The 12,598-nt window shown below is 44.5% G+C and carries 12 protein-coding genes; 6 read left to right on the forward strand and 6 right to left on the reverse strand.

Going from position 1 to position 12,598, the window contains the following annotated elements; genetic code table 11:
* Window positions 1-13: 13 nt before the first annotated feature.
* Genes MHM87_RS06185 through pspF form a run of 6 tightly spaced genes read right to left on the reverse strand, consistent with a single transcriptional unit; the run spans window position 14 to window position 6,610 of the window.
* A complete protein-coding gene (locus MHM87_RS06185; RefSeq protein WP_014948676.1) occupies window positions 14-820 on the reverse strand; it encodes an ATP-binding cassette domain-containing protein in 807 nt (268 codons plus the stop codon).
* Window positions 820-1,815, reverse strand: coding sequence for an oligopeptide/dipeptide ABC transporter ATP-binding protein (locus MHM87_RS06190; RefSeq protein WP_014948677.1), 996 nt, complete (start codon window positions 1,813-1,815; stop codon window positions 820-822). The genes MHM87_RS06185 and MHM87_RS06190 overlap by 1 nt, the downstream gene beginning before the upstream one ends.
* 1 nt (window position 1,816) lies before the next feature.
* Entirely contained in the window at window positions 1,817-2,710 is an 894-nt protein-coding gene (locus MHM87_RS06195; protein WP_239258089.1) for an ABC transporter permease subunit, read from the reverse strand.
* Complete coding sequence (locus MHM87_RS06200) at window positions 2,697-3,665, reverse strand: ABC transporter permease (RefSeq protein ID WP_080752378.1); 969 nt, start codon at window positions 3,663-3,665, stop codon at window positions 2,697-2,699. The genes MHM87_RS06195 and MHM87_RS06200 overlap by 14 nt, the downstream gene beginning before the upstream one ends.
* Before the next feature lie 59 nt (window positions 3,666-3,724).
* A complete protein-coding gene (locus tag MHM87_RS06205) occupies window positions 3,725-5,485 on the reverse strand; it encodes an ABC transporter substrate-binding protein (protein WP_014975926.1) in 1,761 nt (586 codons plus the stop codon).
* A 3-nt stretch (window positions 5,486-5,488) separates the two neighbouring features.
* Entirely contained in the window at window positions 5,489-6,610 is a 1,122-nt protein-coding gene (gene pspF, locus MHM87_RS06210) for a phage shock protein operon transcriptional activator (RefSeq protein WP_039226406.1), read from the reverse strand.
* 222 nt (window positions 6,611-6,832) lie between these two features.
* On the opposite strand from pspF, the gene pspA reads away from it, so the two are divergent.
* From pspA to MHM87_RS06240, 6 genes are all read left to right on the forward strand, one after another.
* Entirely contained in the window at window positions 6,833-7,516 is a 684-nt protein-coding gene (gene pspA, locus MHM87_RS06215; protein ID WP_014948682.1) for a phage shock protein PspA, read from the forward strand.
* 75 nt (window positions 7,517-7,591) lie between these two features.
* A complete protein-coding gene (gene pspB / locus MHM87_RS06220; RefSeq protein WP_014948683.1) occupies window positions 7,592-7,831 on the forward strand; it encodes an envelope stress response membrane protein PspB in 240 nt (79 codons plus the stop codon).
* On the forward strand, window positions 7,828-8,274 hold the full coding sequence (gene pspC, locus MHM87_RS06225) for an envelope stress response membrane protein PspC (RefSeq protein WP_239258091.1): 447 nt from the start codon (window positions 7,828-7,830) through the stop codon (window positions 8,272-8,274). The genes pspB and pspC overlap by 4 nt, the downstream gene beginning before the upstream one ends.
* A 203-nt stretch (window positions 8,275-8,477) precedes the next feature.
* Window positions 8,478-9,278 (forward strand): phenylalanine 4-monooxygenase, encoded by an 801-nt coding sequence (gene phhA / locus MHM87_RS06230; RefSeq protein ID WP_014948685.1) that lies wholly within the window; start codon window positions 8,478-8,480, stop codon window positions 9,276-9,278.
* A gap of 215 nt (window positions 9,279-9,493) precedes the next feature.
* Complete coding sequence (tyrR, locus tag MHM87_RS06235; RefSeq protein ID WP_239258093.1) at window positions 9,494-11,050, forward strand: transcriptional regulator TyrR; 1,557 nt, start codon at window positions 9,494-9,496, stop codon at window positions 11,048-11,050.
* Between the two features lie 416 nt (window positions 11,051-11,466).
* Entirely contained in the window at window positions 11,467-12,477 is a 1,011-nt protein-coding gene (locus tag MHM87_RS06240) for a fumarylacetoacetate hydrolase family protein (RefSeq protein ID WP_014948687.1), read from the forward strand.
* The last annotated feature ends 121 nt before the right edge of the window (window positions 12,478-12,598 follow it).

The following is a 12,598-nucleotide window of genomic DNA, read 5'->3' on the forward strand; positions in this document are numbered from 1 at the left end:
AACGATAAGCTCTTTATTCTCGAATTGTGTTTTGTGGCACCAGAGATTGGTATGCGGTAACGAGTTTCTTAGTGCGCGTATGCTGGGGCCACCTAAAGATAGTTTCGGTCTTGCCTTCTTCTACAATTTCACCGCCTTCCATCACAATAATCCTGTCTGCAATGTGTCGTACAATACCCAAGTTGTGACTAATAAAGATAAACGCCAAGCCAAGTTCTTGCTGAAGCTTCAATATAAGATTCACCGTTTGCGAACGAATGGAAGGGTCTAACGCTGCAAAGGGTTCGTCAGCCACCAACACTTTGGGCTTTAACACAATGGCTCTGGCTAGCGCTACGCGCTGCTGCTGTCCATCAGAAAGCATATGTCGATAAAAGTAATAGTGTTCGCGCAAGAGGCCTACCTTCACCAACATATCTTCTATAATTGGTTTGCGTTCTGCTTCGCTTAGGCCTGTATTCAAACGCAATGGCTCATCCAAAATTTTTCCCACAGGAACCGATGGATTCATCGACTCGGAGCTATGCTGCAAGATCATACGAATGTCATGGGTACGTTTTTGCTGGCTATCTTTAGACTGGTATTTGGCTAAATATTTGTGCGTGTTAATTTCAATTTCACCTGCATCAGCAGGCAGTGCACCTACCAAGAGCTTAGCCAACAAGGATTTGCCTGAGCGATTTTCACCAATAATTGCAATGGTTTCACCGCGCTTTACGCTTAAGTTCACTGGACCAAGTTGAAAAACTTCAGGACGTTTTAGCCAACGTTTCCTCTCGTTATGAATAAACGTGAGATCTTTAACCTGCATGATATCCATTACAGCTTCTCCATATGTAGAGGGAAGTGACAGCTGTAATTGTGATCGTGAATTTTACGCACGGCTGGCGTTTGTACACAGGCGCGCTGTGCACGAGGGCAGCGTGGACCTAACCGGCAACCAATAGGCAAATGCTGTAGTGTGGGAATAGAGCCACCAAGCGTGGGTAGCAGCGATTTCGGTGGCAGATCTTTTCTGAAGCTTGGCGCGCTGTCTAGTAATGCTTTTGTGTAAGGGTGCAGAGGGCGCTTCTTAATGTGCTTCATTCTACCTGATTCTACAGTCTGCCCTGCATACAACACCGTCATAGAGTGAGACATACTTGCAATTGCCAGTAGGTCGTGACTAACAAACAAGATCGAGAGCGAGCGGGTCTGATTCAAACGCGTGAAGAGCTTCAGAATTTGTGTTTTTGTTGTAGGTTCCATTCCCCGAGTTGGGTCATCGGCGATGAGCAATTTAGGCTGTGAAACCAGGGCCATCGCAATCATGAATTTTTGACCTATGTCAGCCGGTATTTGATGAGGAAAAGCGCTTAAATAATGCTTGTGGTACTTTATTCCTACTTTGTGAACGGTGCTTATTGCGATCTTTTTGCGGTGTTGTGCTCGTTGCCAGAACCAGCTCCCTTCAACAAATTCATCGGGAATGCTCTCTTCCAACTGCTCTCCAAGCGTTGCCGATGGGTCTAAACTTGCCTGTGGGTTTTGGAACACGACCGCTATTTCTCGGCGCATTACCTCACGACGCTGCTGCACAGACATACTCAGCAGGTTTTCACCATTCCAACTCATGCGGTCAGCCGTTAAATTCCATTGGCTAGGAAGGGCTCCGCAAATGGCGGACACGATCAAGCTTTTGCCTGAGCCAGATTCTCCTACCAGTGCGCGAATCTCCCCGCTGCTAACTGACAGGTTAACTTTGTCCAACGCTTTAATTGCGCCATCGCTGCTCTGCATTTCCAAGGTGAGGTTTTTAATATCAAGCATTGGCATATTAATGACTCACTCTTTTTCTAAGTGCTGAACGCAAACCGTCACCCACAATATTGATAGATAGCACCATGAAGAATATTGCCATGCCGGGGACGGCAACGTTCCACGGTGCTAGATAAGCAACATCTAGCCCATCAGCTAGAATAACGCCAAGTTCAGGAAGCGGTGACTGTGCGCCTAAATTCAGAAAACCAAGTGCAGATATGTCGATAACGGCAATAGAAAGTGCAAGCGTGCCCTGTACAACCAGCATTTCGGTCATGTTGGGTAGTATAGAATGAACAAAAAGTTGCCATCTACTGGCACCGTCCAATTTAGACGCCACTATATATTCTTTTTTCATTTCGGCGCGCACAAAACTTCTTGTGTGGTGCACAAACTGTGGAATAAGTGCAAGGGTAATTGCCCACATGCTGTTAACCAGACCGGTACCCAATATTGCAACGATAATAATCGCAATAAGTAGCGTGGGAATGGCCATAAGTGCATCGAGTAAGTGGTTGACGATACTTGAGCGAACACCTCGCAGCATGCCAGCAAAGGTCCCAAGGCTAACGCCGACTAACATGGCAAGCACAACAGTAATGAATGCGGAGCCTAGTGTGATGCGACACCCATAAATTATGCGGGTAAATAGGTCTCTACCCAACGCATCAGTACCGAAAATGTGCGATATAGAGCCATTAGCTAACCAGCTAGGCGGTATTAACAGTCCGTCGATATTTTGTTCCACGGCATCATAGGGAGTGATGATTGGTGCGAACAGCGCACACATAACAAACAAAGCCAGCATAGTCAGGCCAAGCATGGCGATGTGGCTCGCTCTAAATGATGCCCAAGTCCGTTGCCACGGCGACGGATGGAATTCTTCGTCGTATAAACTAAACTGTGGCACGTTCGTATTTCTCTCTGCTTGGGTCAATCATTCGGTTAAACAAATCAACCAGAATCGTGAGTGTAATTACCACCGTGGATACTGCCATCATACCAATTCTAAGGGCAGGGTAATCTCGTTGATAAATAGCTTGAATCAGCCAGTTACCGATCCCCGGCCAAGAAAACAAGGTTTCGACAATCATCGCGTTCGTTATTAGTGTCGTAATTTGTATCGCCATTAGCGGTAAAATGGGCAGTAACGCGTTGCGCAGAATATGACGAAAGAATATCTGCCAACTTGAAAGGCCTCTAGATATTGCTGCAGCGATATAGGGGCGGTGTTTCACGTCTATAACAGAACGTCTTGTTATACGTATCATCGAAGCGGTGGCGATAGCACCAATGGCAAACGTAGGTAATGCTAAGTGCGATAACGCATCCTTGAAGGCTAAGGTCTTGTTTTCTACGTCAGACAATAAAATATCAATGAGAATAAAGCCTGACACGGGTTCGATGTTATAAAGCAAACTGATACGACCCGACAGCGGTGCAGCGTCTAGCTGCAAACTGAAAACTAATATAAGCAGGAGCGCAAACCAAAAAACAGGAAAAGAATAGGTTGTTATACTTGCACTATTTATTAGGTGATCCGACGTTGAATAGCTGCGAATCCCCGCATAATAACCAAGCGGTATTCCAATGAATAACGCCATCAACATGGCATAGGTTGCCAGTTCTATTGTGGCTGGCATCGCAATACCTACCTCTTCTCTTAACGGCAGGCCTGACGTAAAGCTGTATCCCCAGTCACCAGTGAGCAAATTACCTACATAATAGAAAAACTGGAAAATATAGGGCTGATCTAGTTTAAATTGCCGCTCCAATGCTGCGCGTTGAATTTCATTTTGCGGCACGAGTCCTGTTAGGTTTTCAAGTGTATCGCCTGGAAAAAGGTAGGCGAGTGAAAACGACATAATCGCTAACACCAAAAGCGTTAATATAAATAAAGTGCAGTATCTTACGAGGATCTGGATCACAGTGCTTTTTTTACTCCACCAAAGCGTACACCGCCAAAGGGATTAATGGTCATTCCTTCTAGTTCATTCCTGTATGCCTGATAGCGATAGGCATGTGCGATGGGAACAAGAGGAAGGCGTTCGTATAATAATCGGTTAACTTGCCGGTATATGGCTGTGCGCTCTTCTATATCATCTGTCTGAAGAGCGTCGTTGAGTAACTTATCATAGTCTTCACTGCACCACATGGCACGATTTGTACCTGAGGGTATAGCGCCACAGCTCAATAGCGGACGATAGAAGTTATCTGGGTCTCCGTTGTCGGCAGACCAACCAATTAATACCGAGTCGTGCAGGCCTTCCTGAAGATGGCGTCTGAAGGTAGTCCAATCGTAACTGACAATGGTTGCTTCTACGCCTACATCACGCAAATAACGCTGAATGAGCTCGGCCATCTTTGTTGCGTTAGGATTGTAAGAGCGTTCAACAGGCATAGCCCATATCGTCATAGAAAAGCCGGCCTTAACTCCGGCGTCAGCTAATAATTTGCGCGCTAGAACTGGATTGTAGGCGGTATCGTCTGCGTCATTTTGAAACGCCCAGCTTGCCGCAGGCAGCAGGGTCTTAGCTCTAGTAGCACTGTCAAAATACACCGCTTCTAGCAATGTGTTCTTATCGATTGCGGCCGCTAGTGCACGTCTTACATCTGGGTTATCAAAAGGAGGGCGTTGAGTGTTAAACGCCCAAAATCCAATGTTTAGTCCTGGTTTTTCCGCTAGCGTTAGATCTTCTTTTGCCCGAATCACTTCAAGTTCAGTCTGTGCAGGAAAAGCGGTAGCGTCACATTCACCTGTCATTAATTTAGCCAGTCTCAGTGAGCTTCTTGGCGTAATGTCAAATATAAGCTGCTCTACAACAGGGCGCGTTTCGTCACCGTTTTGTGCTGTACCATCTTGAACAGTATCTTCGCCACCTTGGCCATTTTCAACTTCTTGGTTGGCACTCTCTACAGTATTGTTATCGCTTAGGACTTCATCACTCGTAGGCGCATCTTCCATTTGGTCACGCCAATAGTTGTCGTGGCGCAGGAACTTAATGAAATGATCTTTGCGATAGCTATCGAATTTAAAGGGGCCAGTACCTACTGGAAGCTCATCGATTTTGCCCGGCGTGCCGGTCTGTGCCAGCTGGTTAGCATATTCTTCTGATAAGATAACGGCGAAATCGGTTGCTAGATTTGCCAAAAATGAGCTATCCCTGCGCTTAAGTGTAATTTCAACGCGGTAGCCGTTTACGCGCTCTACCGACGCGATATTTTGTGCAAGGCCTATGCTTTCGAAGTAGGGATAGCGCCCACCAGACACGTAATGGTATGGATGGGAGCGTAGGCGCCATCTGTCTATACTGAAGATAACATCGTCGGCGTTAAAGTTTCGTGTTGGCGTGAAGTAGCGCGTATTGTGAAACCATACATCCTTTCTCAGTTGAAAAGCGTAGGTAAGACCGTCATCACTCACTAACCAACTACTCGCCAAACTAGGCACGATGCGGCCAGACTCAGGGTCGAAATCAAGCAGTCTGTCGTAGAGTTGGTGTGAAGATGCATCTGACGTTGTACTTGATGTATCTAGCTGCGGATTGAAGGTAACTGGATTGCTTTCAGAGCAGTATATAATACCCGTATTGTAAAACGCTTGTTTGTTCTGCTTAGCACAGGATGCAACAAGAAGCGCTGTACATATACATAATGACAAACGCTTTACCAAACCATGGGACATGCTTTACGCCTCGACGCTTTCCGCGGAAGAATCTAGTAAGTTATATTTTTTGAGATAGCCTCGCAGCTGATGATACGTCAGGCTCAATTTTTCAGCAGTCTTCTTCTGATTAAACTGACTGTCAGCAAGTGCCTGTTTTATCATATCTATCTCATGTTGTTGAGAACGTTCTTTCAAATCTATGGGATATTCAACAATTTCTGGCTTTTTCACTGGTGCCAGTGGCGTAATGTCTGCACTTTCAATGCGTTCATTGGTGGCAGCGGCCTCTGAAGGGGACTGAGTAACGGGTGAGTCGGACGTATTCACTCTGTCATTGGTCTTCACTCTACCTTTCGGGCGATAAGCTGACTCAAAGGGGTCAAGAACGATTTCATGTACGGGCAGATGAGGATTATTTGTTCGATACACTGCACGTTCGACCACGTTCTTTAGTTCACGTATATTGCCTGGCCAATCGTAGTCAAGAAGGGTCCGCTTTGCCTTCTCTGTAAAGCCGCTGAATAATTCCATTTCCATTTCACGGGCCATATTAATAGCAAAGTTTTCTGCCAACATCATGATATCTTCCCTACGCTCGCGTAGCGGAGGAATGGTAATTACGTCAAAGGCAAGTCGGTCGAGTAAGTCTGCACGAAATTCACCTGCATCGGCAAGCGCGGGCAAGTCTTCGTTTGTAGCTGCAATAAGGCGTACGTCAGTTTTTACTGACTTGCTTCCGCCAACGCGCTCAAATTCGCCATATTCGACAACGCGCAGTAGCTTCTCCTGAATAAGGCCAGAAGTATTAGCTAGTTCATCAAGAAATAAGGTGCCGTTGTGGGCCACTTCAAAGCGACCTTCGCGGCGTTTTGAGGCACCGGTGAACGCACCTGCTTCATAACCGAATAATTCACTCTCCAATAGGCTTTCACTTAAGGCAGCACAATTAAGCTTAATATAGTTCTGATCCCAGCGCTTAGATAAGAAGTGAAGTCGCGCGGCAATAAGCTCTTTACCTGTGCCTCGCTCACCTATTACCAGCACAGGTTTATCTAGCGGTGCAATTTGTGAAATTTGCTCTAAAACTTCTAGAAAACTATTCGCTTGGCCAAGTAAATTGTCTTGCTGTCGATACCTACTCATTAAATCCCTCAAAAGTTAGTCATTTCGACCAATTAATAGTGTAGAACAAAACATATTGAGAAACGAGTATTATTTGAACTTATAAAAAGTGTATGAAAAATAGCAGGTTAGCACAGTTATAAAGTTGGCAAGCATATTGAATACAACTAATACCAAGAGTAACCTATTTATCAAGTGTGGTGTTTTTTAAACACTTACCATTTTTAGCAAGAGGTAATTATTATGGGTATCTTCTCGCGTTTTACAGATATTGTGAATTCGAATATTAATGCGCTTTTAGATAAAGCGGAAGATCCTGAGAAAATGGTTAGATTAATCATTCAGGAAATGGAAGACACATTGGTTGAGGTGCGCTCAGCATCAGCAAAGACCTTAGCCAACAAAAAAGAAATTGTTAATCAAATTGCAAAGTATGAAAGCGATGCAAGCGACTGGGAAGCCAAAGCTGAGCTTGCTTTGAGCAAAGACAGAGAAGATTTGGCGCGTGCTGCGCTGCAGGAAAAGAAGAAGTCTGCAGAAGCTGCTGAAGCGTTAAGTAAAGAGCTGGCTATTGTTGATGAGCAAATCAGCAAACTTCAGGATGAAATTGGTCAGCTTCAAGAAAAGCTAGCGGATGCGAAGAGTCGCCAAAAAGCGATTATTATGCGCCAGAAAACTGCAAGCTCTCGTCTTGAAGTGAAAAAGACGCTGGATAGCACTAAAGTAGATAATGCGATGGGACGCTTTGAGCAATATGAGCGTAAAATCGATGACCTTGAGTCACAGGTTGAAGCTTACGATCTAGGTAAGAAAACGTTACAGGATGAGTTTGCTGAACTAGAGGCCAGTGACAAAGTTGAAGACGAACTTGCTGCGCTTAAAGCGAAAGTAAAAGGTGCAAACACAAGCACCGAAAAATCAGAATAATAAGAACAGGGTGTACCCTCTGGATGTGAAATCGGAAGGAGGGTAATTACATCAGAGTTTGTAGGAGAGATTGAGATGGATGAAGGTACGATTGCAATGTTGGTGATGCCCCTTGTGGTGTTTTCAATATTCGTTGCTCCAATTTGGCTAATATTACACTATCGAAGCAAGAAGCAAGTGAATCAGGGATTGAGTGCAGAAGAGCACGCATCTTTGCAAGACTTAGCCGAGAAAGCCGAGAAAATGAGCGAACGCATTGAAACTCTAGAGGCCATTTTAGACAGCGAGGCACCTGAGTGGAGGAATAGAGCATGAGAAACGGTAAGCAGCTCTATCGCAACCCAGAAAATGCAAGAATTGCAGGCGTGTGCTCGGGTGTAGCTGAATATTTCGGCTTAGAAACTTGGTTAGTAAGGATTTTAGTTGTAACAGGTTTCTTCTTGTTAGCCGGACCTTTCATCTTTGTTGCATACATTGCAGCTTGGTTCATTCTCGATAAAAAACCTGTTGGGTTAAAAAATGCACCAACGCAACCTGTTTTCTCAAAAGGTAAGGGATGGACAAATCCCAACGGTGGTCAGGTAAAAAGCCCAAAAGTGGAAGTGAAAACGAAAGTTTGGCAGGCGGGCGAGCCACCAAAACAAGCGCTTCACGATATTCGTAATCGTTTTGAAAAAGCAGAAGTTCGACTTCGTAAAATGGAAACTTATGTAACGTCTCGCGAATATCAACTCAATAAAGAAATTAGCCGTCTTTAATTAGCGATGGCGCACCAAGCAAACTTGAATGAAGCCGCTCGTAATGAGCGGCTTTTTATTATATAAAACAATGTGTTTACTTGGTTTTGTAAAATTCCTGTTACAGCAAAATCGAGTCGCTCGTAAGGGCTTACACTTTTCGACGTCGCGAATTTCATTAGACTGATAGACAAGTTTTTTAACTCTTATTGGTTACAGAAGTTATGCCAAAATCAACGCAATACCAGTCGAGACAATCTGACGAGAATGGCATTATCCATTGGTCAGACGAAGAGAACCAAATTTGGTCTGAACTCTATGCGAGACAAATTCCGCTGGTGAAAGAAAGAGCGTGCCAAGAATACTTGGACGGGCTTGATTTGTTGAAGTTAAATGAAAAGGAAATCCCTCAGCTACCCGACATCAACAAAGTACTGATGGAGAAAACGGGGTGGCAAACAGCTGAAGTGCCTGCGTTAATTAATTTTGGCGAATTTTTCAGATTACTGGCGAATAAGCAATTTCCTGTTGCCACCTTTATTCGCACCAGAGAAGAATTCGATTATTTGCAGGAGCCGGATATTTTCCATGAAGTTTTCGGTCATTGTCCGCTACTAACGAATCCTGCATTTGCTCATTTTACTCACACTTACGGAAAGTTGGGCCTTGCTGCCAGCAAAGAAGACCGAGTTTATCTTGCTCGTCTTTATTGGTTCACCGTAGAGTTTGGATTGGTGAGAGCCAAAGATGAATTGAAGATATACGGTGGAGGCATCTTATCTTCTCCTGGCGAGACAATATATGCGTTAGACAGCGACACACCTCTGCGTAACCCGCTCACTGCTATTGATGCATTAAGAACACCTTATCGCATCGATATTATGCAGCCTCTTTATTATATCTTACCGGAATTCGACCATCTGTTTGAATTAGCGGAAATGGATATTATGGCACTCGTAGAAGAAGCGAAGTCTTTAGGGCTATTTTCCCCACTTTTCCCACCTAAAGAGAAAAAAGCCAGCTAACACTATTGTTAATTAAATGTGTTTTATATAGGATGCCGCTCACTGAAGCGGCATCTTTTTTATTTGGTATGCGCGGCCTTTTAATCATGCTCTCTGCGCGTTCTTAAATGTGTGATTCATCGCAAATTTAACCATCTGTAACATTTATCTTGTTATCTTTTTGTAAAAGTATGATATTCTGTACATATATGTTTACAAAATAGCTATAACACCCTATGCGTCTAGAAATAAGCTGTCAGGACCGTCTTGGTATCACTCAAGATGTTTTAGATATTCTCGTTACTAAAGAAATAGATTTACGCGGTATTGAAATTGACCCTGCGGGGAAAATTTTCCTTAATTTTCCCAATATCGAATTTGCAGATTTTCAACACCTCATGCCTCAAATTCGCCGCATCGATGGTATCGACGATGTGAAGACGACGCTTTTCATGCCAGGAGAGCGCGAAAAAAATCAGCTTTCCGCTATTTTAAGAACGTTGCCCGACCCTGTGTTTTCTATCGATGCCAAAGGCAATATTTTGCTATGCAATGAAGCGGTATGCGCGGGGCTAGAAATTCCGAGTAGCGAAATAGAAGGCATTGAAATTGGCGAAGTTGTGAAAGGCTTTAACTTTACTAAATGGATGGACGGTAAATCGCCTGGCCCTCAATCTTCGAAAGTGAAGTTTATTCAACAGGATTACCTAGCCGATATGCTGCCTATTACTGTACCTGACGGCGAGCAGAATATGATCATGGCAGGTGCTGTGGTGATATTAAAATCAGAGATGCGACTAGGACAGCAATTTACCGCGTTCCACCAGTCTCCCACTGATAGCTTTGACCGCTTCGTCACTCAGTCTCCGTTTATGAAGCGAGTTGTTCATGAAGCCAAGCGAATAGCTGATTTGGATGCACCCATTTTAATTTTTGGTGAAACAGGCACAGGCAAAGAAATGATTGCCAGAGCCTGTCACCAGTCTAGCCGTCGCAGTGAAGGTGCATTTTTAGCTTTAAACTGCGCGTCTTTACCTGACAGCGTGGCAGAAACCGAATTATTCGGTTACGCAGCGGGGGCGTTCAATCAGCCTAATGCAAAAGTGGGGCTATTAGAGCAAGCAAAAGGCGGTACGCTTCTACTCGATGAAATTGCTGATATGTCTTCTCAGCTTCAAGCTAAACTGCTCCGCGTTCTGGAAGACGGCGAATTTAGAAGAGTAGGGGATTCTGAGCCAGTTAAGGTAGACGTGCGATTTATATGCACCACCTGTCGTGATCTAGGTCAGCTTGTAGAAGAAGGACGATTTAGAAAAGAATTGTACTACCGCTTAAACGTACTAAGTTTGGTTATGCCTTCTTTAAAAGACAGAAGGCAGGATATCGTTGCTCTAGCCGAGTCTTTCATCGTTCAGCACAGTACCAAGTTAGGTCGCCGTCCTGCGAAACTCAGTAAATCCTGTGTTGATTTTCTGCAGCAGTACCCGTGGCCGGGTAATGTGAGACAGCTACAGAATGCGTTGTATCGCGCGTTATCACTCCTTGACGGTAAGGAGATTACCAAGGAAGACATTCAGCTTCCAAGTTGTGCGCCAAGCGTCACTTATATTGACGAAAACTTTGACGGCACATTAGACGAAGAAGTGAAGAAGTTTGAAAAGGACTTGCTCAAGCGGTTATATCCTTCTTACCCAAGTACCCGTCAATTGGCTAAAAAACTGGGATTAAGTCATACGGCAATTGCAAATAAGTTACGTGAGTACGGCATTAACAAGGCAACGGTAAAGCTTTAATTATATGGGAGCATTGACCTTTGCCATAGGGTGAAGGTCAATGTGACCAAGTATATTTGACGTCGTTTAGCAAAGTAAAAATGGCAAATGGTCTACGCCAATTTTTATATCGTTAATGCGTTTTTGTGCCTCAGAGCAATATCAATTCATCTGTTACGATAAATTTACATCGCCCACGGAGCAAGCGGGCAGCGCTATACCTGCTCAACAGAGGCTTACTAGCGTACATCCTTTCTTACAGCCAAATAAAACTTCGTCAACAGATCACTTCTCAACGCACACCAACTAGTGGCATAACTATAATCATGGAATTGTGTGTGATGCTGCCGCGTAAAAAGATATAGGTCTTTTATTCAGAACGTATTAATAAAAGACAAGAGCGCCAAGCTGATGAATAATTTTTCGAGGAAAGAACAATGAAACTAGCAACCTATAAGAATGAAACCCGAGATGGCTGCCTAATGGTAGTGTCGAAGGACCTTTCTCGAGCATGCAGTGCACAGGACATTGCGAAAACGATGCAAGACGCACTGGATAATTGGAAAGAGATTGCCCCTCAGCTACAGATGAAATACCAAGCGCTAAATGACAATGCGTGTGACAGCGTGCCGTTTGACGCATCTCGCTGTGAGTCGCCTCTGCCTAGAGCTTACCAATGGGCTGATGGAAGTGCTTACGTGAACCATGTGGAATTGGTGCGAAAGGCGCGTAATGCAGAAATGCCGGAAAGCTTTTGGACTGACCCATTGATGTATCAAGGTGGTTCCGATGACTTTATTGGACCCGAGGATGACATCATACTTCCAAGTGATGATTGGGGAATCGATTTTGAAGGTGAAGTCGCTGTTGTTACCGATGATGTTCCTATGGCGTGTACGCCTGAACAGGCTTCAGAGCGCATTCGACTTATTATGTTAGTTAACGACGTATCACTTAGAGGGTTAATCCCAGGCGAACTGGCGAAGGGGTTTGGCTTCTTCCAATCAAAACCTGCGTCTAGCTTTTCTCCGGTTGCTGTAACACCAGATGAATTAGGTGATGCGTGGAAAGATAGCAAAGTGCACTTGCCTTTGCGTTCAACCTACAATGGTGAACTATTCGGTAAGCCTGAAGCGGGTCAGGACATGACGTTTGATTTTGGTCAGCTAGTCGCGCATGCCGCCAAGAGCAGAAACCTAGGTGCAGGTGCTATCATCGGCTCGGGTACAGTGTCTAATAAACAGGGTACAGATCATGGCTCTGCCATCGCTGAAGGCGGTGTGGGTTATTCATGTATTGCAGAAGTGCGCATGATTGAGACTATTCGAGACGGCAAACCTTCTACTCCTTTCATGCAGTTTGGCGATCGTATTCGCATAGAAATGCTAGATAAAGAAGGCCACTCTGTTTTTGGCGCCATTGAACAGCAAGTTAAGCCGCTTAGCTAAAACTTTAAAATGAAAAGTAGTGTGGGCTAATAACGCGGTTTACTCAGTAGGCACGTTGTTGTTTTCCCCACTATTATTATAAGAGGGAGTAGGGCGTTTAGATTCATCAAAGCCCTGTGCT

It is taken from the genome of Alteromonas sp. Cnat3-28, from assembly GCF_022348265.1.
GTDB lineage: Bacteria > Pseudomonadota > Gammaproteobacteria > Enterobacterales > Alteromonadaceae > Alteromonas > Alteromonas macleodii.

Bases quoted from the DNA above. Each gene is read 5' to 3' on its own strand.
- MHM87_RS06185 (WP_014948676.1), bottom strand. From the start codon at position 820: ATGGATATCATGCAGGTTAAAGATCTCACGTTTATTCATAACGAGAGG.
- MHM87_RS06190 (WP_014948677.1), bottom strand. From the start codon at position 1,815: ATGCCAATGCTTGATATTAAAAACCTCACCTTGGAAATGCAGAGCAGC.
- MHM87_RS06200 (WP_080752378.1), bottom strand. From the start codon at position 3,665: ATGTCGTTTTCACTCGCCTACCTTTTTCCAGGCGATACACTTGAAAAC.
- MHM87_RS06205 (WP_014975926.1), bottom strand. From the start codon at position 5,485: ATGTCCCATGGTTTGGTAAAGCGTTTGTCATTATGTATATGTACAGCG.
- pspF (WP_039226406.1), bottom strand. From the start codon at position 6,610: ATGAGTAGGTATCGACAGCAAGACAATTTACTTGGCCAAGCGAATAGT.
- pspA (WP_014948682.1), top strand. From the start codon at position 6,833: ATGGGTATCTTCTCGCGTTTTACAGATATTGTGAATTCGAATATTAAT.
- pspB (WP_014948683.1), top strand. From the start codon at position 7,592: ATGGATGAAGGTACGATTGCAATGTTGGTGATGCCCCTTGTGGTGTTT.
- pspC (WP_239258091.1), top strand. From the start codon at position 7,828: ATGAGAAACGGTAAGCAGCTCTATCGCAACCCAGAAAATGCAAGAATT.
- phhA (WP_014948685.1), top strand. From the start codon at position 8,478: ATGCCAAAATCAACGCAATACCAGTCGAGACAATCTGACGAGAATGGC.
- tyrR (WP_239258093.1), top strand. From the start codon at position 9,494: ATGCGTCTAGAAATAAGCTGTCAGGACCGTCTTGGTATCACTCAAGAT.
- MHM87_RS06240 (WP_014948687.1), top strand. From the start codon at position 11,467: ATGAAACTAGCAACCTATAAGAATGAAACCCGAGATGGCTGCCTAATG.